This window comes from Metabacillus halosaccharovorans (assembly GCF_002019635.1).
In the GTDB taxonomy this organism is placed as follows: domain Bacteria; phylum Bacillota; class Bacilli; order Bacillales; family Bacillaceae; genus Metabacillus; species Metabacillus halosaccharovorans.
Genome location: NZ_KV917372.1, coordinates 237,410 through 263,167, shown reverse-complemented (window position 1 = coordinate 263,167; position 25,758 = coordinate 237,410). Strand labels below are relative to the sequence as shown.

The window sequence follows — 25,758 nt, the reverse complement described above, 5'->3', positions numbered from 1 at the left end:
TTCTCCTTTATCCAGAGTCAAAAGGTAACGTTTTTAGAAAAGCTTCATTAATTTCTCTGCTTCCAGTGGTTTTCCAGGAAACTACCAATAGTCGGGTATTTGTACAAATCCATTGTATTGACGGGATATCCGGCTTGTTGCAGCTGTTCAGCAAGCAGAATTAACTTGAGTGAGTGCCCGCCTAATTCAAAGAAATTGTGATCAAGTGTGATTTGGTGAATCCCTAATATATCGGACCAAATTGCTGCAATCTTTCTTTCTTCCTCACTTTGGGGTAATCTATCATCCTTTTCTTGTTGGATACCAAAATGAAGTTCAGTCGGTACTGGAAGCTTAGTAACATCCAATTTGCCACTTACTGTTAATGGAATTCGGTGAACCGGAACAAATGCAGCAGGAACCATATATTCTGGTAAGGTTTGCTTTAAATACATTTGTAGATCGTAGACATCCGCATCCGATTGAGCTGTTTGAACGATATACCCACACAGTATTTGTTCCTTGTTTACTTCAATTGGAAGAACGACTGTTTCAAGGATATCCTTGTGATTAAGGAGACAATTTTCAATTTCACCAAGTTCAATGCGATATCCACGTAACTTCACTTGTCGGTCTTTACGTCCTAGAAATTCAATGCTGCCATCTTCACGCCATCTTGCAAGGTCACCTGTTTTGTACATCAAGCGATTTTCCTGATCCGTATCTGGTATAAAACATTCGCAGGTTGTTTCTGGTTTATTTAAGTAACCTCGACCTACACCATTACCTACTATGCACAATTCTCCAAGAACCCCTATCGGCTGAATCTTTCCGTCTACCCCGATTATCTTGACATTTGTACCCTTGACTGGTTTGCCGATTGAAATATTCCCTTTTTCACCAATTTTCACATCATGTGCTGTTGTTAACACTGTACATTCTGTTGGTCCGTAAGCATTAACCAGTTTAAGTTCAGGGTTCATTTGGAGAGCTTTGTCTGCTAATACAGCTGATAGGGTCTCTCCTCCTGTTAATAATTGGGTAAGTTCTTTGAATAACTCCGGTCGATGGCTTGCTACATGATGAAAAAGGGCAGTTGTTAAAATAGCTGAGTTGACCTTATAATTCTGTATGGCAGTTTCTAATTTCATAGGTTCTATTAAGGTTTGTTTGTCTACGAGCACCAGGGTACCACCATTTAGTAAGGTCCCCCATATTTCGAGAGTTGATAAGTCAAACACAACAGATGATGCCTGTAACATACATGTTTGAGAATTGAATGTTAAATAGTCCTGATCAACTACTAAATGAATGACATTGCGCTGTTCAATCAATGTCCCTTTTGGAAATCCTGTTGTTCCCGAAGTATATAACAGATAAGCCAAATCCTCTGATTTAGTAGAGTACGAGATGTCTAGTTGTTGCTCTTCTCCATCCAGTAAATCAAAGACTTGTAAGATAGGTATTGAATCAGTTGACAGGTTTTCCGTTTCATGATCAGTAAGTAATAATTTTGCCTTACTATCTTTTAAAATATATTGAATCCGCTCATTTGGATAATCGATATCAAGTGGGACATAAGCTCCACCCGCTTTTAAGACAGCCAAAATCGATACGATATAATCTATCCCGCGATTCATGTAAACTGCTACAAATTCATTAGGCTTGATGTTCCAATTTTTTTTAAGAACAGCCGCTAACTTGTTGGATTGATGATTTAGCTCACTATAAGTCATCTGTCTGTTCTTATCAATTAAAGCGACCTTGTCAACATGATTGGCGATTTGCTGTTCAAAAAATCCAACTATTGTCTTTTTTCCTTCAGCCTTCGGAAGTTGTATGTTGAATTCGTTCAAGATAATATGTTCTTCTTCTGGCAGGCATATCGACAATTCCTTGATAGGTTTGTCGATATGACGTACTGCTGATTGAAGAACATGTTTAAAAGAGTGTACGAATCGTTTGATGGAATCTTTCGCATAATACTCAGAAGGATACTGCAGCTTGATCCCCAGCTTTCCCCCACTTCGACTGAATAAAATCTGGATTGTTTGTCCATTTATTTCACTTGAAAATGGAGCGTGTAACCCTTCAAATGAAGCGACCAAATTAATCAAAGAATTTGTTCCACTATCTACAGATAATCCAAGCTCACTTACCAGCATATCTAATGGAAACTGCTGAAATTCATATGCAACAGCCAGCCTTTCTCTCACTTGAAGCACCCATTCTTTGAAACTCATTTCCGAATCTATTTCGCTACGGATTGGCAGGATGCTTTCATTCTTGCTCATTTTATCTTGATGAGGCGAACCTATTAGAAAGTCCTGATAGCCTGAGTATTTATATAAGCACACGTTTAGACCGGAGAACAAAAAGCAATACCAGAGAAAGTCTGATTCTTTACAGTATTGTGTAAGGCTTCTAAATGTATCATCAACTATATTCGTTTCTACCATACCGATTGCAGGCTGCATCGTGCTGGGCGTCCTGAGTTCATCAGGTAAAAGCATGTTTGATGGCTTTTCACCTGAGAGCTGCTCCACCCAAAACTCTCTCATTTTGACCGTTTCTTCTGTTAAAACAAACATCGTTTCCTTCCCCCGTTTCGCCATTTGAATTAGAACGAAAATGTATCGGCTAAATTATTCCTGTATTGATCATTGTTTACAGTTTTGTCAGCATTGAGCTGGAGCTGAATCAGCGTTTTGTCTAAATCACCTTGTCCCATACTTTCTAAGAGGGTGATAAAATGTACTTCCATTTGTTTAATCGTTTCTCTTTTGAATAACTGGGTACAGTATTCAAATGTAAAAGTGATTCTGCCTGATTCTTCTTTCGCGACTAAAATCAAATCTATAATACTTGTGTTTCGTTGTTGAAGATATGGAACAAAACGCAATCCTTCCAGGTTAATTGGTGGAATGTCCATATTTTGCAAAACAAAGAGTGTATCAAATAAAGGGTTACGATTAACTGAAGGGCTAATTCCCAATTTTTCTAACAACTGTTCTAGCTGATAATCTTGATTTTCAAATGCCTGGATTGTATTTTGCCGTACTTCTTGTAAAAACTGCCGCCATGTTTTGTGTGCGGAAGGGTAATTACGGAGCGGCAGTGTATTTGTCACCAAACCAAACATTTGCTGAAATTCCGCTTGATTGCGCCCTGCAACAGGAGCACCAATGATCATATCTTCCGCACCTGAATATTTGTATAATAATGTATAGTAAGCAGTAAGTAATACGGTATAGAGTGTGGTGTTTTCATTCACTGCCACTTGCTTTAATTGTTCTGTTAGTTTTTCTGAAATTTGGAAATCCGACAATTTCCCTTCATACGTTTTTTCAGATGGACGCTGAAAATCCAGTGGCAAATTCATGGTTGGGATGGTCCCATCCATTTCCTCTAACCAGAATTCTTCTTGTCGTTCCCATTTTTCTGTTTTGGTAAAGGACTGTTGCCATATTGCATAATCCTTATACTGAAATTCTAATCTAGGCAGTTGACCTCCATGGAACAAGGTAACAAACTCTTTAACTAATAAACCCAAAGAAAAACCATCTGAAATACTATGATGAATATCAAAGATTAGTAGATGCTTATCATCAGCTACTTCAATCAGACCGATTCTGAACAAAGGAGCTTCCGAAAGAACATACGGTTGAACGAAAGTATTGATAAGATCTGGTATTTGCTCCTCCGTTCCCTTGAACATTGTAAGTTCTGATTCTAGCTTTTCGATTACCTTAAACATCAGACCTTTCTTCGTTAGGTGGTAAGACATTCTTAGCGAGTCATGCCTGTCGATCAATTGTTGAAATACATCTCTCACCCGATTAATATCCAGTTTTCCTTCTACCCAATAGATATCTGTAATGTTTTGGCTTGTATCAGAGACCCGCTTCATTTTGTCAACAATCATCATTCGTGTTTGTTGAGATGTTGCAGGGTAATACTCTCGTTTCTCAACTGATTTTACTTCTATCCCGGCACTCACTTTTTCTCTACTTCGAAGCAGCTTAGCTAAATCTTTGATTGTTGGATGTAGAAACAAATCATTTAAGCCAATGTCCACATTTAATACCTTACGGAGTTTTGCTACAACAAGAGTAGCTTTTAAGGATTGTCCTCCGACTGCAAAGAAATTATCGTTAACACCGATTACATCTATTGCTAGTACCTCCTGCCACACTTGTGCAACGGCTCGTTCCAATTCATCCTCAACTTGTTGCTTTTCTGTAGGAATTGGTGCAAATTCAGGAATTGGCAATGCCTTTTTGTTAATTTTGTTATTCGCTGACAATGGCATTTTTTCTACCTGCATGTAAAGTTCAGGAACCATAAAATCAGGTAGTTGCTGCAAAAGCATATTTCGCATTTCCAAAGAGGTAATCAATGATTCTGCAGTATAATAAGCACATAGCTTTGTTTCTTTATTCGCTGTCTTTATCGGTATCACAACAGATTCCAAAACGTTCGGGAGCCCCAATACATGTTGATTAATTTCTTCTAGCTCGATTCGATACCCTCTAATTTTCACCTGATCGTCTTGTCGACCAAGGTAGATTAAATGACCGTCAGAACGCCATTTCACTAAATCTCCAGTCCGGTAAACCCTTTTCCCTTGAAGAGAAGGAACAGTGATGAATTTTTCTTCTGATAGGTCATTTCGATTCGCATACCCGCTCGCTACTCCATCACCGCCAATAAACAATTCTCCTGCCACGCCAACTGGTACAGGTTGAAGAAAAGGATCTAAAACATAACAGCTCGTATTCGAAATAGGTTTTCCGATTGGAATACTTCCCGTTTCGAAACCTGTTACATCATAAATGCTCGTATATGTTGTATTTTCAGCTGGTCCATAACCATTCTTTAGCTTCACAGTTGGATGATTCTGTTTAAGTAAGCGAACATGTGGAGGTGACATCACTTCCCCACCAACTATAATGGTATCGAGTGTATTAAAAATATTCGGGTCTTGATTTAGCAAGTGATTAAAGAGCGCTGTAGTTGGAACCATGAGATTGATTTTATGTTCTAATAAAAAGGGATTTAATTTTTCAGCATCAAGGTATATTTCCTTATTTGTTAAATAAAGACGTCCTCCATTTAGTAACGGTGCCCATGTTTCAAATGTAAAAACGTCAAATCCTAATGCACAGGTTTGAAGCATTCGTGTTTGGTGATTTAATTCTACATAATTAGTTTCCTTGACAAGACGGGATATCCCCCTGTTCGTCACCATAATTCCTTTTGGTCTGCCAGATGTTCCTGAAGTGAAGATCATAATCGCAGTGCTATCTGGATCAGTGGATAAGTTATGATTGTACTTCTCTCCTGTGTACAGCATTGGGTTTTGTAAATCAATGATCTCCAAATGATCAGGAATATCCTGCTTGATTGCTCCTTGTACTAAAAGCCATTCGCTTCCGCTGTCTTCTAGCATATTTGAAATTCTTTGACTAGGATAATCCGGTTCAATTGGAACATAAGCAGCTCCTGTCTTACTAACGGCAAGCATACCAACGATTAATTCCATGGATCTCTCAGCCATTATTCCAACAGCCTTTGAATTCGAGATTCCTTTAGCATGTAATGTACGAGCGAGTTGGTTAGCTCTTTCATTTAATTCACGATATGTATAACTATCCCCATCGTAAAGTACAGCAGGTTGATCAGGATGAAGAGTTACCTGTTCCTCAAATAATTGCGAAATTGTTTTAAGTGGAAAATCTGTTGCTGAATCATTGAATTCTTCAAGAATCTCCTTCTTCTCTTCAAAGCCCATGATTTCAAACTGATGGAGAAGTTGATCAGGAATTTCAGCAGCTTGTTCGGCAATATTCGTAAAATGCTGTGTGATCCTTTCTGCTGTTTGTTTTTCGAACAATTCCGCATTATACTCCAGCTTTCCAGATATCAATCCGTCTTTTTCCGTTAACTCTAAGGTAAGATCGAATTTGGCACTGCATGTCTTTAGCTCAAAAGGTTGAAAGTGTAAGCCATCCATATCAACATGAGCTGTATCCATATTTTGCAAAACAAACATGGTATCAAACAAAGGATGTCTGTCAGACGAACGATTGATCTTAAGCTTTTCGACCATTTGATCTAATGGATAATCTTGATTTTCATATGCTGCTAGTGCTGTATGCTTCACTTCTGATAGCAATTGGCGAAATGACATCGTCCCCCTTGATTTAATACGAAGGGCGAGCGTATTGACAAACATCCCAATCACTGGTTCCAGCTCTGCATGCCTGCGACCTGCAATTGGTGTTCCAATAACAATGTCAGTTTGGGATGTATATCGCTGCAGTAGGGTTGTATATAAACTGAAAAGGACCATGAACAATGTCGCATCTTCCTTGCGGGCAAGCTCTTTCAACTGATTGATGACCGGTTTTTCTATTTGAAAATAAACATACTTGCCAAACCCTTCGTTTTTAACCGGACGTAAAAAGTCAGTTTGTAAATCTAAAACTGGGAGTTCGTCATTGAATTGCCTCATCCAATAACATTCTTGGCTGCGGATTCCTTGCTGGTTAAACAAATCGTTTTGCCACATAACATAATCGACATATTGTACTTCAACAGGTGGCAGTTCCATTCCCTTATATAGCAGCATCATTTCTTTCATGATTGTTTGAATGGAAATGCCGTCCGCTATAATGTGGTGGATATCAAAAAACAGGTAACAGTTATCCTCTGATGTGTAAATGATTTTCACACAAAATAGTGGTGCTTGATCCAATTGGAAGGGTTTAATTAACTGGTCTATACATTCATGAAGTTTATCTTCTTCTGCATTCAACACGTCTAACTTAAAAGACACGCTATCTAATATAATTTGAGAAATATCGTTATTTTTAAGATCAGCTTCAAAAGTGGTTCTCAATGATTCATGTCGCCTGATCAGCTTCACCATCGCTTCTTCCAGACGGTTATTATCCAATTTCCCCTCTACTTTAAATACAGTAGGAAGATTATAAGCAGTGCTTTGCGGATTGAATTGTTGCTGAATATACACTCGTCTCTGTGCAGACGAAGTCTCGTAGCATTGTTTCATTTCCATCTTGTCATTCTCCTAACTAGAAATTATTTCAGGAATCGACTGATTGATGACTGAGACCAATTCTTCTTTTCTGGTATGCAGGAAAAAATGATCACCTTTTACCCATACAATCTTGCAATCATTGTTAGAATGATCTCTCCACGCTAGTATTTCTTCCTCACTGATTTCATCCTTCTTCCCGCTAAAAATGGTGACGGGGCACTTCATTTTTTCTTGTTTGGGCATAGAATTATATGTATTCATAATGCGAAGATCTGATTTAAGTACTTGTCTGAATTTTTTAGCCAGTTCCGGGTGTTTCGCGATCTCATTTGGTATATCTCTACTTTGTTGAAATAACTCTCCAACCTTCTCATGAACAAGCTTGGATAAAAAACTTTTTTTTCGGACATTTTGGGCAGGTGCCGGCCGGCCGGAAAGAAATAAATGCCGAGGCTGTGGAAACCTCTCTTCACTTAGCAAATAATAGAGTTCATAAGCCAAGACCGCCCCCATGCTGTGACCAAATATCGCATATTGTTTATTTTTTGCATATTGCTTAATCTGTGCTGCAAGATCGTTCATCATGCTGGTGAAATTCGAATCAAAAGGTTCGTCATATCTGGCTCCTCTCCCGGCTAGTTCAAGTGGATAAAGTTCAATATGGTTTCCAAGTAGTTGTTTCCATTGCATATAAATGGTCGCTGAATCACCCGCATAAGGAATGCAAAACAAAATGGTTTTCATTCGTTTTCACCTCTATTTCTCCAATGAGGAGATACAAAAAGATCTATCCTCTCAACTATAAATTCTATTTAAAAAGATCTCTGAGCTGCCGGTTCCATTACCGACATTTGTCCCATGTCCATCTTAATCATGTGATCAGCAAGATGAAAATAATGATCGTCATGGGTAATAGCAATAATACACTTCCCGTCGGCTTTCATTTCCGGCAATAGGACTTCGTAAAAGAAACGACGATATTCAGGATCTTGATCTGCGGCCCATTCATCAAAAAGACAGATCGGCTTGTCCTCAAGATAGGTGATGAGGAGGGCCAGCCTTTTTTTCTGACCAGTTGATAGCTTCGTCGTACTGAACACCCCATTGTGTATCTTAAGCTTATCTTGTAATTCCAAACGTTCCAGGTAGTAATTCATTTCAACTTCCTTCGCTTGCCAATCTATTCCGTAAAAACGATCAAACAAATGGTAATCTCCGAAAATTGCAGAATAGTATTGCCCTAATTCAATAGGTGAAATCGAGTCTCCATTTAGGGTTATATGACCAGCATCTGGTTCATACAATCCTGTAAGAAGCTTAGCGAGTGTGGATTTCCCACTTCCATTTCCCCCTGTAATAAAAACAATGGTTCCACTTCGAAACTCATAATTGATCGGACCTACCTCAAAGCTTGAATGAGTTATATCATTTGCCCCATTATAGCTGTATGTCACGTCATTCATCCTCAATTGAACAGACTCAGATTCATTGAAATTAAGGCCATCAGTTGGATGTTCCTCCAGTGAATTCAACTCTTTATTCATCTGCTTGATTCTGTCCCAGCTTACTCGAATTTGCGCAAAATGAGGGACACTATCAAGCAGCTGATTGACAGGGCCTGTCATGTACAAAAAAACAAATACATAGTTACTAAGCATGATTTGATCCATCTGCTTAAAGATCTCTGGAAAAACAAAAACAACGCAGCCAATGACCAGGACAAATAACAGTTCACCTAATACGAAAATATCGGAATAACGCAACTGGTATATATTTCGCTTTTCTTTGTAACTATTACAGCTTTCCTGAAGTCCTTTGCGGAAATCACAACGTTTCTTGATGTTCAGTGTAAGCTCTTTGAAACCACTCAGCATATCTGCGATAAATCCGAAAAATACATTTTGCAAATCACGTGTTTCCTCCATGATTTTGTTGGCCCGGTTACCGACTACTAAATACAGAATGGCTAAAAAGACGATGATTGCAATGGAAAGAAACAACGCGTATACATTCATCACACCTAGATAAAGAAAGCAAAAAACAAGTGTTATTAAGTTCGTTGCACCTGAAATCACAATACCGATAGAACGGCTAATGACCTCAGTATCATTGTTAAGTGTTGCCTCAACACGTCCGCGTTCAATTCCTTCCAATATTGAGAAACGTGTATTCAATATCTTATCAATTAGCTCGATCCTTTTTTCATATATAATTTCGTTAGTCAGATTCACGAGTATAGCCCTTACATAGCGTTGTCCGACCACATACATCAAAATGGCTATGACAAAGTAGAAAAGCAAGCCATTTGTTAAGTTGTTTGTTCGGACGATTGATTCATTAATGATAAAAATAACAAAGGCATTCCCTACTCCGCTTACCACTCCAAGGACAATGGGTTTTAAAAAAGATTTCTCCTTTTTCTTTGGAAAAAAGGTGAGAAGCAATGAATAAATCGCATATAAGCCTCCCGCTATGATGATAAGCCAAACAGCTGTAAATACTGTTTCTGGCATCCATACTTGGATAAACCGCCATGTCAGCTTATAAAACAAAATGTCAGGCACTTTATAAATAGCCATTGCCGCAGCTCCGAGCACAAGCAAATGAAGCAAAAGAGAGAAATAAGATCGGATCTTGTTAAAAACTCCGTGTCGTTCTCCTCTAATAATTGCTCTAATTGTTGTAAGCACATATATAAAGACAATGATGCTAATCGGCAGCAAGGCAACAATTAGTCCAACTGCAATGGAATCTACTTTTTTGTATGTGTCTGACGTTAACAATGGTGGTTCTTCTCCAATCAATTGATGAAGTATTCCTTGACCAATGACCTGGGTGTAATCTGTGTTAATGTTCGCTAAAACAACAACCCCAATTTCCTCTCCTGGACGCATACTAATAAACGATGAAAAAGTAGGGTTATTTCCTGCATGTGAGATTTCACCTTCACCCTTCTGAAACACATCCCATCCTGCAGCATAAGAGGAACCATTGAAGTCCGGTTTGACAGAGCGGTTTGCAAGATGGGAAGCATCGATTAGAGAGAAATCGAAGCTTCCTTCACGTACAGTGTCAAGTTGAATTTTAAGCCATAAAGCCATATCCCGAGCATTGCTCATGACATATCCCGCTGGTGCATTCCCTACATAAAATGGAGGTTCATATGGACGTGGATCTGTATAGCCAAATTTATATCCTGTCGCTGCTTCCTCAAGTACACCAGGTTCTTTCAATACAAATGTATCTGTCAGTCCTAAAGGTTTAAGGATTTGTTCCCCCAAATAATCGGCAAAGGCTTGTCCTGTAACCTTTTCAATCACAAGACCAAGAACATCATAATTGATTGTTGCATATTCAAAACTTTCACCAGGCTCCCTGTTTAACTGGTAATCTTCGATGATACGTACCGTATTCTCTAGTGCATCCTCACCATAGCCTTCTGGGAGCTTTCCTATTGTCTCAAATGGAATCCCACTGGTATGATGAAGCAATTGCTCGATTGTAATCACCGCAGGTTTTCCATTAAACGTAGCCTTTAGCCAAGGGATATAGTGATCAACAGGATCATTTAGTTTCAGCTTTCCTTCTTTCTCAAGCTTCAGCACCGCAAGAGCTGTAAAGGCCTTGCTATTAGAGCCGATTTCAAAAACAGTTGCATCTGACACTGGTGTCTTTTCGGATAGATCAGAATAACCAAATCCCTGCTGATACAATGTCTCTTTTCCATTTACAATCGTGACAGACATGCCGGGTATTTCTGCTTTCATCATTTGTTCCTCTACCCACTGCTCGATTTCACTTATCCGTTCAGGTGATACGTTTGGTTGAACATCTGCAATGGTGAATGCTTTTTGAGGAAATAACAGAAATAGAATCATCATTAAAAAACAGATTGTTAGTTTTTGTAAAAATGGAGAATTCAATGGTTATTCTCCCTTCAATTCACCGTTATCTTCCGGATCTAATTTTTGTGTTCCTTATTTTCTTTCTCTAGAAATCAAAATCTAACCAAACTATTCTAAAAAAAAGTCTTTAATTTCTTGTTCTTACACGACGTTCGACCTTTTTAAAACGAATCCCTGTGTCATTGCTCGGTTCGGTCTTTTTGTTTTCAATAACTTGTGCCAAGCTTCGGATCGTGAGAGCTTCAAACATTTCCCGAAGTGAGAGCGCACATTCAAATGTTGAATTAATCCGAGCGACAACTGCAGTTGCTTTTAAGGAATGTCCCCCTAGTTCAAAGAAACTGTCAGTTACTCCGATCTCTTCTAGTTGTAATATTTCTTTCCAAATTTTCATAATAACTGCTTCTGTTTCTGTTTGAGGAGCTACCAATTCCCGTGTTTGTTCCTGGATGGTTTCCTGCTTAATTAGTGCTTTTTTGTTTATTTTACCGTTTGCTGTTAACGGCATTTTCTTAACGAAGATGATCTGCTGTGGCACCATGTAATCCGGTAGCCTTTGTTTTATATCATCTAGCAGTCCTTCAGGGTTTATTGGTGTCCAGCCACCTTCTTCTTTTTTAGCTGGTAGAAAGTGTTGGAACCATACACTTGGATCCTGGTAGATTCCACATCCCTTTTCAATGTCAATCCAAACTGGTTGTAACGTATCCTTTAGGTGGTAATAGCCGGTTTTTGTGAATGTCGTATTTGCCCAATGTTCCCAATCCTCTATACTACCCTCAATTTGTTGTGAGGTTTCCGCATTTTTCAAGATTTCCCCGCCTGCTTTGATATGTGTTCGCAACCAATGATCAACAGGTAATCCATCTTCTCTAGTAAGATGGCAATATTCAGAAAATGAATGTTTAGGATATAAGCTTTTACCCGTTGGACGAACAGGCAGGATGATACGTTTCAGCTTATGTCCAGCAGCAATCTTCTTGAATGCTTCGATAAGTAAGGATGCATAGCCTTGACCTTGATAGTTTTCATTAACAACACCAGCTAACACAAGTAAGGTGTCTGGGATGGTATTCTTATCCGATTGTTCAATGCCGCGTACCAGTCCGTCATCCCACCCATCAGGAAGATCTTCAAGTGTGCCGTCCCATCTGATCGGTATGGTATTCCCGACAGCTGCAATATCCCCATTTTCCAGTGTTAAAGTAAACTGATAATCTGGAAATCTATGAAATAATTTCGGCCAATTTGCTACCATGATTTCATCTCCGAAGAAATAAGCAGGCCAAGCTTGTCTATGCAGACGATTCATCCCATCCTGTAACCCAGGCATTTGTGAAATCGTAAACAGATTGAGCTTTTTGTCGTCATTGAACAGTTTCATTTCATCTGCAAGCTCGACATAAGCAATCAGTCCATCTTGACGTTCGTCCTTCTGATGTAAGACAGCTGAACGGCCGATTTCAGGATGCTGCATAAGCACGGTTTCCACTTCTTCTAATTCCACCCGATTGCCGCGGACCTTTACTTGATTATCTTTTCGTCCGATATACTGGATCATTCCATCTTTCGAATAGCGGACAATGTCTCCAGTTTTGTAAAGTCTGCTACCTGGTTCATTAGAAAATGGGTGATCAATAAAGCTTTCTTCCGTTTTTATAGGATCGTTCAAGTAGCCGCGGGCCAGACCATCGGATTGAATATATAACTCAGCTGGTACACCGACCGGTACAATATTTAACCATTCGTCTAACACATACATTTTTGTGTTAGCGATCGGCTTGCCAATTGGCACGATATCACCTTCAAATTCCCTGTTACATACAAATACAGCTGAATCAATAGTGACTTCGGTTGGCCCATAATGATTGCTTAATCGGCAATTGAACTGCTCCTTGAATTTGTCATGTATTTTTCGGGTTAATGGTGCTCCGCCACAAATGACATACCGTAAAAACGGTAACTCAGGAATGTCGTTATTTCGTCGTGCATGTATAAATTCCTCCAACATGATCGGAACAAATTGTAGAAATGCTACTTGATGTTGATAGGCCAGCTCACCTAGTGCAATCACATTTTTCAATTCGTTCTGCTGTGGAATAACAATTTTAGCCCCTTGAGTTAAAGGCCAAAATATTTCTAATAATGAGGCATCAAAAGAATATGGTGTCATCATCAGCACTGAATCTTTTAATTTAAGCGGATACTCTTGCGTTAACCATGTGAAAAGATTAACAACACCCCGATGTTCAATTTCTATTCCTTTAGGTTTATTCGTCGTACCTGATGTGAACAATACGTACGCAAGATTATGAGAACTTATCTGGTTATCGACGTTATTTTTTGGCATAGTAGACAGTGGTAGCTGAATACGATCATATTCTAGAATTCTTCCATTGAACTCTTCTATGCTAGAGCTATTAAAGCTATTTGTAACAATGTATGATAGTGTTGCTGTTTTCGAGATTTCCAGCTTCCGAGCGCCTGGCAACTCTGGGTTGAGCGGTACATACACTGCTCCTGCCTTCATGATGGCAAGAAGTGAAATGATTAGCTCAGCAGAATGTTCGAATATGACTCCGATCTTTTCTTCAGCCTTCACACCTACACTAACCAAATAATGAGCAAATTGATTTGCCTTCTCGTTTAGCTGATTGTACGTTAACGTATTCCCTTGTTTATACAACGCAGGTATATCCGGCGTTTTTGCTGCTTGTTTTTCAATTAGTTCATGAATGCACAGTTGATTCTCGTATGGTTGTTCGGTTTTATTCCACTCAACCGTCATTTTGTGCTTCTCAATCTCATTAACCATTTGGTACTTTTTGATTGCCAATTCAGGCGAAGCAATTACCTGCTCTGTTAGCAAAATGAATTGCTCGACCAAACGCTCTGCTGTCGATTTCTTAAAAAGATCACTATTATAATTCAAATTGATTTCGATACCATGTTCCAGCTCATCAAATGCAAATGAAAGATCAAATCGTGAGCTATCTTCAACAAAGTCAAAGATACGCGGGTTAAAGCTCAAGCCTTCAAAATGAAGTGATGTTAATAATTTCTGTTTATTATTCTGCAATCCATACATAACAGAAAATAGCTTAGATCGTGATAAATCCCGATCTATTTGCAACTGGTCGATGACGAAATTACTCGGATAAAGATGATTTTCATATGCTTCAATGGCTGTTTGTTTACTGTGTTCAGCCAATTGTGCAAATGTCATTTTCTCTGTAATGTTGCAAGATAATGGAATAGCAGTAGCAAATAATCCGATCATATGCTCAAGATTAATGTCATCCCGATTGACGATTGGCGAACCGACGGTGAAACGATTTTGTCCGCTAAGTCGGTGCAGCTGTAAATTGAGTACCGATAGCAAAAACATATACAGTGTCATGCCATTTTGCTGACAGTAGTCTTCAATCTTTTTCTGTAAATCATTGTCAATATTGGCAAGAATCGTTCCCCCATTAAACGTAACGACTGGAGGCCGCTGATAATCTGTCGGCAGCTCAAGTGGAGGAGGAACATCAGCAAATTTGTTCAACCAATATTGGCGTTCTCTCTCAAGAGACCCATCACGGATTGATGAATTCATCCATTCAGCGTAATCAGTATATTCAATTTGCAGTTGGGGTAAATCTGGTATTCTGTTTAATGAATAAGCATTATATAGTTCGCTAAGTTCTGAAACAAGATTCATAGAAGAAGTCTCATCCCAAATAATGTGATGTGCAGCAAACATCATCAAAAATTGCTTTTGTCTATATTCCACTAATCTAACTGAAAATAATGGTCCCTTTTCAAAATCAAACACCTGATTATTATGGGTATACGCAACTTTTCGAATATCGTCATTCATTTCATTCTCTAATACATGGTTCCGATTTTCATAAATGTTATCTAGTTTAAACGGTAGCTCACCAGTTACGATTTGCTGAGGTACTCCATCTGCATTTCGAAAACGTATGCGTAATGCCGAATGTCGATTTATCAGATGCTGCCATGCTTTCTCAAATGCTGCTAAATTCATCTCACCGGTAAACATTAATTCAAAGCTCACATTGTAAAACGGATTTTCTGGTTCAAGCTCGTGAAGATACCATTCAGGCAATTGAACTGGAGCCAAATCGTATACTTCTTTCTTAGGATATTGACGAATGGGATTTCTGGTTATTTTCATTTCTTTACCTGTTTCAAGATCAATAGCAGCTGCCAGATCTTTAAGGACAGGTGTAACAAATATTTGCTGTAGGGCCATTGAAATATCAAATTGATCGCGAATACGATTGACAACTTTAACTGCATTGATTGAATTTCCGCCAATATGAAAAAATTGATCTTCTCTACTTATTTGATTCTGTTCCAAAATATCTATCCAAATAAGTGAAAGCTTTTGTTCGGTCGTCGTGTTCAACTCAACCGATTTAGGATTTGTTGAAATTTCCTGCTTCGCCATTTGCAGAAGCATTTTACGATCAATTTTCTCGCTTGTCAGCAAAGGCATTTTGTCAATCTTGATATTGATTGCAGGTACCATATAATAAGGAAGCTTTTCCTGCAAATAGCTTCGCAGCTGATTTGATTCCAGTTGGTGCTTGCTTGTATAAAATGCAATTAAAATGGAATCTCCGTTATTTTGTTTTTTGACAATAACGGCTGCTTCACTAACTTGCTCATGTTGGTTGATTGTTGCTTCCACTTCTCCAAGCTCAATTCTGAACCCACGTATTTTTACCTGAAAATCGATTCTGCTTGTAAACTCAAGACTTCCATCCGGTAACCAACAACCCAGGTCACCAGTCCGGTATGCTGTTTTTTCATTGTCTTGCAGTGCAAATGGGTTATCGATAAATTTCTGTTCAGTCAAATTTTCATTTTTCCAATATCCTTTGCCTACCCCTATGCCTGCGATCAAGATTTCACCTTTAACTCCGATAGGCGCTAATTGATTAAATTGATCCACAATATACAAACGCATATTTGGAAGAGGCTTGCCTATTGGTATGCGCGTATTTTTTTGCTCATTATTCTCTTCTTTCCTCATGACATGCTGTGTAACATCATCAGAGCATTCAGTCGGACCATATGCGTTAATCAATGGGATATCAGAAAACATTTCAAACCAGCTTGTCACTAATTTACTTGGGAGTTCCTCCCCATTTGTAATCATCCAACGCAAATTGGGAAGACTGCGTTCGTGCTCTTTCATGCCATTAACTGTATCTAAGAATGCATATAGCAAAGATGGTACGGTTTCAATTACAGTAATATGATGTGTGCGTAAATGTTCAAATAGCAACGCCTGATCACGGCCTGCTTCAAATGTAATAAGGGATGTTTCTCCACCGGCAAGAAGTGCAACTAATGATTGCCAGATTGATACATCAAAGCTAATGGATGCATTTTGTCCAACAATATCTTCCTGTGTTAATTGCAAACTGTCTATTTTGCAATAGAGATGATTGATCATCCCGTTATGTCGCACGATCGCTCCCTTTGGATTTCCGGTTGAACCAGACGTATAAATCATATATGCAGGTTGATCGGAACGTATCTCCAGTTCAGGATCATCTGACGAAAAAGCTAAGATTTGTTGACCTGTAACAAGCTCGTGAGTTTTAGCTAAATCATGTAGTTCATGCCCGAACATATCAGGACAAACAACTGTTTCTATTTTAGCTGTGTCTAATGCAACAACTCGTTCTACAAATGATTCTTGAGTAATTAGACATGTTGTGGCGCTATCGTTCAAAACATACATCACTCGTTCGTCAGGAAGGTTCGGATCAATTGGTACATAAACCGCACCACACTTAAATATGGCCAGTAAAGATGTTAACCAAAAAATATTACGCTCACTCATAACTGCGACTATATCACCCGAATTGACACCTTGACTGATAAGGAAATGGGCTAATCGGTTAGCTCTTTCATTCAATTCTTTATAGGTTACCTTTTCATCTAGGTAAGAAACAGCATAACGATCCGGCATTTTACGTACCATTTCTTCAAACAGCTTAGGAAACGATGCATGTACTGGGAAATCCATTGTTAAGTGATTAAAATCATTCAAAATTTGGTTTCGTTCTTGATCTGAGAGCATGTCCATGTGACAAATTGGTTTGTCAGGTTGTTCGATTGCCTGTTGAACAAGCTTTAGAAAATGATTGCCCAATTTTTCCATTGTCTCTTGATCGAACAAGCTTGTTGCGTATTGAATATACCCTTCGATCTTTCCTTCCTTTTGAAACAATTCAAAAGCGAAATCAAACGGAGAGTAACGGATTGTATTAAGTGAATGTTCAAATGAGATCGACAAACCAGGTACTATTTCCCTCACATCTTTTTCATCGGAATGCAGGGTATGCATTTCAAAAAGAACATCATAGACTGGGTGTCTGCTGCTGTTTCGTTGTACTCCTAAATCTTCAACGATTTTATCAAAAGGATATGCTTGATTTTCCTGGATTCCTAACACAACTTTTTTGATTTGTTGCACAAACTGATGAAATGTTTCTTCTCCTTTTACCTGATTGCGGACCGGCAGCGTATTGATAAAGCTGCCAATCACAGACTTAAGTTCAGGATGGAATCGGCCGGAAAACGAAGTTCCGACAATTATGTCATCATTGCGGGTATATTTTGCGAGGAGCACATTCATAACTCCAAGCAAAAACATATAGACACTGACATCCAATCGTTCACACGCTTTTTTTAAGTTTGTGAGCCATTCGCCTTCAATAACTAATGGAACGGCCGCTCCCTTATAAGACCTTTCTTTTTCACGTTGACGATCTAGTGGAAAGTTTAGATCAGGAAGCTCACCTGCTAATGTATTCAACCAAAACTCCCTTTGGTCTCCAAGTTCACCTGTTGACGGATGTAACATGCTATTATGCCAATGGGCATAATCACTATATTGAATGTTCGGTTCAGGGAGCGGATTTGTCATCATGTTTACATTCGCACGGTACAAAGCCATTAACTCTGAAAGGATAATGTCAAGTGCCAATCCATCAGCAATGCTATGGTGTGCAACGATTAAGCATACATGTTTTTCGGTGGAAAGCTTGTATAGCAATACTCTTACCAATGGAGCCTCTCTAAGATCGAAAGGTGTAGTTAATTCTTCTTGGATCCATTGTTCCACTTGGACTTCTGGTTGATCAGGATTCACTACTTTAACAGGTACTGATATGTCTAATTTTTGAAAAACAAGCTGCAAGGGAGTTCCATTTTCTTCTTTGAAACACGTTCGCAGCGATTGATGCCGGTCTGTAAGATCTTGAATCGTTTTTTGAAAGATGGAAACGTCCAATTGTCCGGTAAGGGTAAACACCGTTGAAACATTTGACATTGAACGGATCGATTCATCATTGGAATAGTCAAACTGGTCCAAGAACCAAAAACGCTTTTGAGTATGAGAGACTTCATATTTATCGAAAGTTTGGTCAGTTTGTGTTTTCATCTTGTGAACTTCCTTTCCTTGCTATTACTTGTCACTCTCGTTTCATAAAGGTGTTGCTTTAGGAATGGAACTGATCGTTTCTTTAGATTTCGGCATATTTACTTGACTATGAACAAACCGGCTAAGAGAATCGATCGTATCATGTTGAAACAATATATTTGCATCAAGCTGAAGTTGGTACTTTTGTGATAATTCGTAGGCAATATCGATTCCTTGTATGGAATCCCCGCCAAAGGAAAAATAGTTTTCATGTATATCAGGCTCTTCTTCTAATTCCAATACATTGGTCCAAGTAGTCGCAACAAAACTCCTAATTTCTTCAATCGATTCACTAGTGCTCGTCTGTTCAACTGGTTGTTGCATGTCATCCTGTAGTTCTTTTGACAGTTCAAAAAAGGCAATGTTTTTTACTTCTTCCAAATCCTGACTGTTGAATCCTGTAACTAGAGTATGGCTTGATTTCGTCCTTAGCAATTTATGGAAAGCAGCTACACCAATCTTCGGATCAAAACCTAGGATTAGTGGTGATAATCGTTTGATGTTATGAATCATGGATTGGTCATTAACTTCTGTTGCTGCTTTTCCCATTCCTGTTAACTGCCAACCGCCCCATTGAATGGAAATGAAATTCCGTCCATATTGCCTTTGTTTTAGAGCATATTGATCCATAAAATAATTCGCACTTGAATATGGACTTTGATTCGCTTCTGGCAATACCGCATCAACAGACGAAAATAAAAAGAAGAAATCGAGCATCTGATCACTCAGTAACAGATCCAGAAAAACTGTGCCATATACTTTTGCGTCATAGACTTCATGGAAGTCATCAAGTGTGGCATCTTGAAGTGACACACGCTTCCCTTTCAAACCGGCTGTATGAATAACTCCGTCTACTCTCCCGTAAGTTGTCTTAATCTGTTCAATAACTAAACGCAAACTTTCGTAATCCGCTATATCTGTTGTATAGTATTCGACTTTTGCTCCCATATCTGATAATTGATTTAAAGAGTCAAGCTGGGATTGATTTAACTTTTCATGTTCAGTCCTTCCAAGGATTAGAAGGGTAGCATGTATGTTTGTTGCGATTGAATGGCAGATTTCCATACCAATTCCACCTGTACCACCTGTGACAAGGTATATTCCGTCATTCCGGAAAAATTCCCTCGGAGGAACCGTGATCTTTTGTCTTTGTAACTGTTTCACATAGCGAATACCACTGCGATAAGCAGATTCCTTCAATTCCTGCTCCCAAATCACCTCTTCATACATGCAATCAGCAATCATCTCTGGTGATTGTTCATTCTCAGAAAAATCAATGCAATAAGCGTTTAACTGTTCATATTCCTGATTGAGATTCCGGTTAAGTGATACTGTAAAACTTTGCAGCGGATTTACAGGAGTATCTCCTGGAACTATTTTGTCGGTATTAAGGGTGAGTTGAAACATAAAGATCGGTTTTTCCTTTGATCTCAACCCTAACTGTTTTCCTAGATCTGACACAGGTTGTACATGCTGGTCTACTATTGAAGCGAACTGCCCAGGAAGTCTATAGATCGGATCTTGACTATTTACAATCAGGTTATGATCTGGCAAGCGGACATAAGCACCTATTTTATGGCCGTCTTTCTCCAGTACATTTAACACGTTTTCCAAATCTAGAGGGTTAAGAATATTAATCTCAAACTCTTCTTCGTTTAGTTGATTAAATCGGGTTCCATAGTTGATTTTTACGACTGTTAAACCGTCATTTCGTAACCTTTCAGCAAGCCTATTTTGCAAAACATCATTATGACCGGCAATTAAAATAGATCCATCGATTTTCCGTTTTTTTTCTTTAATTAATTCAACAGGGGTCCATACCAATTGATGTAGTAAAGGATCTTCTTCTTTTGTTTCATTTTTTGAAACATGAGTCATATTTTTGGTTTTATTTCTCACTTGACTCATATCAAACCAATACGATTTACGCACAAATGGATAGACTGGTAGTGAGATGACATTGCCGGATTGAATTGCCTCAAATGACAAATTATGTCCTGTTTGGTAAAGATGAGAAAGAGTAGTTAGAAAGCTAGCCTTTCCTTTTTCTAATGGAAAGACATCGATCTTCCCTTCATTCTGTTCGTCTAAATAGAGCTCCTCAGATGGACGTAAACCGACCGAAAGAATGGTATCTTCTTTTTTAATTTCATGTCTTATCAATGCATCAATTTCATATTTATTTATGTTTTTCACTATGTCTGCGAACGTTGTCGATCCATCGAGAATATCAGCAGCTGCAGCTCCAACTCCTAATCCAGTCACGGAAAAGTTTAATCCAATTCGGCTAAGCAGCTTTGTTATACCGATCAAAAAGGAAAGATAACTTACTATTCGTTGTAAATAATCTTGATCAGAATAATTCGCTATATATTTATTGAATTCTTCGACCTCTTCGCTGCTTAAGAGACCTGATTGACATAATTCTGCGAACAATTTTTCGGAACCCTCTTCATAATCTTGCAACAATACGGTTACAGGTTTTGGCTGTTTCGTCTCATATATATCTGCATTTGTCATCATCACCAGCTTGTTACTCAATTCTGATACATTTTGAACAATCGTTGAAAACCTATAACGATGTTGACTTCGACGGCAATTTAGCGAGTAACTGAGATCTTGAAGGAGAAGATCATTCCTTTCTTCCAAATACGTATGAAGATCATCAATTTTCTTTGTTAATAAACGTTCGGAAGATTCTGACACTGTAATCAGATATGGACCTTTGTCATGGTCCGTTTTCACTTCAACTGTTTCCGATGATGTTGTTTCAAACTTTTCCAACACGACATGTACATTTGTTCCACTTAATCCAAAGGAACTAACTCCGGCTCTCGCAGGGTGAGTGCTTTGTGATTTTAGAGGACGTAATTCGCTATTAACAAAAACAGGTGATTGTTCAAAATGAATAAACGAATTTAAACTGGATGCATGAAGGGTTGCCGGGATTAGATTATGTTTCAAGCTTAGGGCCGTTTTTGCCAAGCCTGCTAATCCTGCAGCACTATCCAAATGACCTATATTCGATTTAACCGATCCGAGGCCGATAAATTGGTTCTGATCGGTATAAGATTGGTATGCTTTTTGAATACCTTTGATTTCAATTGGATCGCCAAGCTTCGTTCCAGTTCCATGTGCTTCAATATAGGAAATCGTAGATGGATCGATACCCGCATCCTTCCACGCATGCAGCAATGTTTCTGCTTGTGCATCAGGACTTGGTGATGTGATGCCGTTTGATCTGGCACCATCCTGAACAACTGCACTTCCTTTAATAACAGAGTAGATCCTGTCATGATCATGTAAAGCCTGCTCAACTGGTTTAAGGAGTACACAGATGCACCCTTCTCCCCCAATAGTTCCATCTGCTTCATCACTAAATGGCTTGCAGCTTTCTGTTGGTGATACGATACTGGATTCCATCGCTTCTTCACGGTTTACAGGTGAAATATCCAAATGAATACCGCCTACCATTGCCATTTCACATTCCTTGTTTCGTAATGATTGTATGGCAGTGTGTAAAGCAACTAAAGAAGATGAACATGCCGTATCTATGACTAAAGAAGGTCCATTAAATCCAAAATGGTATGACAAGCGTCCTGCTAAATTGGCCGGAAGGTTACTAGCAAACAATTCATCTATCTTTACGTCTAAATATTGATGATAAGTTGGCAGTACAGCCCCCATAAAGACACCAACTGAACGATTTTTTACTTGTTCACGAGTATAACCCGCATCTTCCAAAGTATGATATGTTGTCTCAAGCATTATTCTTTGATTAGGCTCCATATATTTTGCGATCTTTGGAGAAATATCAAAAAACTGAGGGTCAAACTCATCAATTCCCTCTAGGTAGCCGTACCGTAAATAGTTCTTTCCTTTATATCCTGTTGGATCTAATTTTTTTCTAGATTGCGGGATTTCTTTTATTGTTTCTCGGCCCTCTTTCAGCAACTCCCAGAAAGAGTCAGGTCCAGTTATGCCCGGTAAGCGTATTCCTATCCCGATAATCGCGATATCTTTGTTATTCATCTCGTTATTTTGCTGATCCTTAACAAAATCAAGGGATTCCGTTCCGCTATTCTTAGTTGGCTCCGCTAAATAATCTGACAATTCAGCTATCGTATGATAAGTGAAGAAATCACTTATTTCTAGTGAAATATCCGGCATTTCTTTCTTTATCTTGCTATAGATCCTCATTAGCTGAATGGAGTTACCACCAAGTTCAAAAAAGTTAGAATGGATCCCGATACTAGGTTGGTTTAGGATACTTTTCCAAATTTCAACAAGTTTGCTGTCCAACTCATGACGTGGCAAACTATTGTCTTGGTTTCCTTGATCTTGTTCAATTTCAAATTGCTCAAGTGCTTGACGGTTTATTTTTCCATTAGGTGTCTTTGGATACTCTTCAACATATTGATAAAAGGCTGGAATCATATAGTCCGGTAAATTGGATCCCAAAAATGTTTTCAGTTCACGTATTTCAGGCTTCTTGGCAGATTTCAGAAACGCACAAAGGACTGGATGATTCTGCTTGTTTCCTTGTACGACCACGACAGCATCCAATATCAAAGGATGTTGAAGCAGCGCATCTTCAATCTCACCAGGTTCAACGCGGTATCCGCGAATCTTGACTTGATTATCAATTCTGCCAATATATTGAACATTCCCATCAGGCAACCACTGGCCGGCATCACCTGTCTTGTACATTTTGACTCCAGGAACATCACTGAATGGATTTGGAATGAACCGCTCATCCGTTAGTTCTGATTGATTCAGATACCCTTTTGATAAACCGATTCCGCTAACACAAATTTCACCAGGAACACCAACCGGACATAACCTGTGATCCTTATCCAGAATATAGACGGTTAAATTGCTGCGGGGTTTACCAACAAGTGAGATTTCGTTTTCATCATCCCCTGCAAAATGATAGGTACATGTTTCGACCGTAGTTTCGGCAGGTCCGTATCCGTTTATGATTTTCCCATTAGAATTAAGCAACTTTTTACATTTCCGAACAAGACTTATTGGTACATATTCACTTCCTAGGGATAAGGATGTTAATGCAGGTAAAACTGGGATTTCATCCTCTTCCTCAGCCTGCTCCACCAACACGTTCATCACGACAGGAATTTCATCCAAGTTGTTAATTTTATGTTGTTTTAGATATTGTAAATACTGCTTTGCATCTTTACGGACATTTGGGTTAAGCAGATGCAAGGTTCCCCCTGAAACTAAAGGCGGAAAAATTTGCTGGACCGAGCTATCAAACGCATAAGAGTTGGATAACAATACTTGATAGCCAACTTTATGTTCGTATTCCTCCACAGCCCAAAGGACAAATTCGGTAAATGCCTGTTGATCGATCATAACCCCTTTTGGCCGTCCAGTTGATCCTGATGTATAAATGACATATGCTAATGAAAAATTAACGACCTTCCTGTCTGTTTCTTCTTGTTTACTTGTTGTTTCATTGTTGAAAGTTTGGCAGTTACCATCATTAAGAATAACAGTAGATGATGCCATGCTACCCGCCATTTCCAAGTATTGTTCAGACGTTACAATCGTTTTGACTTGACTATTGTTTATAATGTATCGAATTCGTTCCTCAGGATAATGAGGATCTATCGGCAAATATGCACTACCTGAACCAAGCACTCCCATGATGGCTGTTATCATATCTGTCGACCAATCCATCAAAATGGCCACGATAGATCCTTCTCCTTCACCTTGTTGTTGAAGATGGTTTGCAAGATGTTCCGCTCTTGCTGCTAACTCACGGTAAATGATCTGATCATCATTGTATACAACTGCCGGCAACTCAGGTGTTGCTTGTGCTTGTTGAACAAACAATTCATAAACAGTCTTCTCCTGATTATGATAAAATGTTTCGGTTTGGTTAAATTTCTGTAAGAGTTGATTTCTCTCGTCTCCTGTCACAAGTTCTATAGATGACAACACTTCATCAGGACGTGTTGTGATCTGATCTAAGACGACGAAAAAGTGCTTTGCCATCTTTTGAATTGTCTGCCTATCAAACAAATCTGCTTGATAATCAAGTTTTAATTCCGGTTTGCCTGCTAACAGAAAAGAGACAGTTAACTCGTAATGATTTACTTCTGCTTCCTCATAGCCTGTAATGGTAAAACCAGTATAGTTGCCTTCTGAAAGTTGTTGATCAAGCGGATAATTCTCAAACACCAGGAAATGGTTGAAAAGTGGTTCAGTCCCACTTCTTTGAAAAACAGATTGGATGTCACTAAGTGGTAAGTGTTCGCCTTCTTTGTGTCGAACTAATTGCTGATGAACGTTTTGTACATAATTAACCGCTGTTAGGTTTCCTTCACTTTTTACAATCACAGGAATCGTATTGATAAACAAACCGACCATCTGCTCAACCCCGATTAACTCTTCCGGTCGTCCCGAAACAGTTAAGCCGAAAATGGCTTCATCACTGTTATTGTATCGTTGCAGCATTAACCCCCAAGCAGCATTGATCACTGCATTTACCGTAACCCCATAGGCTTTGGAAAAAGCTTCAATCTTCGGCATTATTTCTTCCATAGAGAAACATTCATGTTCAATCATCTTGTCCAATTGCTTACGATATGAACGGGTAGGTAATTTTGTATACGTTGATAATGTGTTCAGCTCTTGTTTCCAAAAATCCCCTGCTTGTTCATGGTTGTAATTTTGCAGCCATTTTATGTATGATTTATATTTTGGTTTATTCTGCTTCTTTACTATTTCGTTTTTGTTGATTTGATCATAGGATTGGAACCATTCACTAAGCAGCAGTCCGAGTGACCAGCCATCCAAAATGATATGGTGAAATTGCAGTAATATACGGTACTTCCCTACGTCTTCTCGGCATAAGACTATCCGCAGTAACGGTCCTTTTGTTAAATCAAACCCATTCTTTTGTTCTCGCCTTTTAATGATTTCGATTTCGTTCTTTTTTTCTGCAGCGGATAATGCGGAAATGTCCTCTTCTTCAATTTTGACTGCCATCTTTTTCATGACAATTTGCACGGGCTGATTGATTTTCTCCCAGCGAAAAAAAGATCTCAAGCATTCATTTTCCTGTGAAACAATTTCCAATGCCTGTTCCAATCGTTCCTTTACCACTGTTCCTTCCACCTGAAGCATCACTTGGCTAATATATAGTGGAAGTTCAGGCTCCTTCAAACAATGGTATAAGATACCTTCTTGTGTTGGCGACAATGCAATAATATCTTCAATCAGGCTATTGATCTTTTGTTGAGTCATGTTCTACCCTCCCTTAAATGCTTATC

6 protein-coding genes are annotated in these 25,758 nt (G+C 38.8%); all 6 read right to left on the bottom strand.

All coding sequences use genetic code 11. The features are described 5' to 3' along the window. Positions 1-47 precede the first annotated feature (47 nt). The 6 genes from BK577_RS15595 to BK577_RS15570 all read right to left on the bottom strand — a co-directional run bounded on the left by BK577_RS15595 (position 48) and on the right by BK577_RS15570 (position 25,732). Positions 48-2,570: a non-ribosomal peptide synthetase gene (locus BK577_RS15595; RefSeq protein WP_169908300.1), complete on the bottom strand. Its 2,523-nt coding sequence runs from the start codon at positions 2,568-2,570 to the stop codon at positions 48-50. A gap of 29 nt (positions 2,571-2,599) precedes the next feature. Beyond that, complete coding sequence (locus BK577_RS15590) at positions 2,600-7,060, bottom strand: non-ribosomal peptide synthetase (RefSeq protein WP_078433803.1); 4,461 nt, start codon at positions 7,058-7,060, stop codon at positions 2,600-2,602. A gap of 12 nt (positions 7,061-7,072) precedes the next feature. After that, entirely contained in the window at positions 7,073-7,786 is a 714-nt protein-coding gene (locus BK577_RS15585; RefSeq protein WP_078433802.1) for a thioesterase II family protein, read from the bottom strand. Positions 7,787-7,854: 68 nt separating this feature from the next. Beyond that, positions 7,855-10,965, bottom strand: coding sequence for a cyclic peptide export ABC transporter (locus BK577_RS15580; protein WP_245823526.1), 3,111 nt, complete (start codon positions 10,963-10,965; stop codon positions 7,855-7,857). 109 nt (positions 10,966-11,074) lie between these two features. Next, positions 11,075-18,421: a non-ribosomal peptide synthetase gene (locus BK577_RS15575; protein ID WP_078433801.1), complete on the bottom strand. Its 7,347-nt coding sequence runs from the start codon at positions 18,419-18,421 to the stop codon at positions 11,075-11,077. A gap of 42 nt (positions 18,422-18,463) precedes the next feature. Beyond that, positions 18,464-25,732, bottom strand: a complete 7,269-nt coding sequence (locus tag BK577_RS15570; RefSeq protein WP_078433800.1) for a non-ribosomal peptide synthetase — start codon at positions 25,730-25,732, stop codon at positions 18,464-18,466. Between the last annotated feature and the right edge of the window lie 26 nt (positions 25,733-25,758).

Excerpts from the sequence above, each read along its gene's own strand:
- BK577_RS15570 (WP_078433800.1), bottom strand. The coding sequence starts at position 25,732 with ATGACTCAACAAAAGATCAATAGCCTGATTGAAGATATTATTGCATTG.
- BK577_RS15575 (WP_078433801.1), bottom strand. The coding sequence starts at position 18,421 with ATGAAAACACAAACTGACCAAACTTTCGATAAATATGAAGTCTCTCAT.
- BK577_RS15595 (WP_169908300.1), bottom strand. The coding sequence starts at position 2,570 with ATGTTTGTTTTAACAGAAGAAACGGTCAAAATGAGAGAGTTTTGGGTG.
- BK577_RS15585 (WP_078433802.1), bottom strand. The coding sequence starts at position 7,786 with ATGAAAACCATTTTGTTTTGCATTCCTTATGCGGGTGATTCAGCGACC.
- BK577_RS15590 (WP_078433803.1), bottom strand. The coding sequence starts at position 7,060 with ATGGAAATGAAACAATGCTACGAGACTTCGTCTGCACAGAGACGAGTG.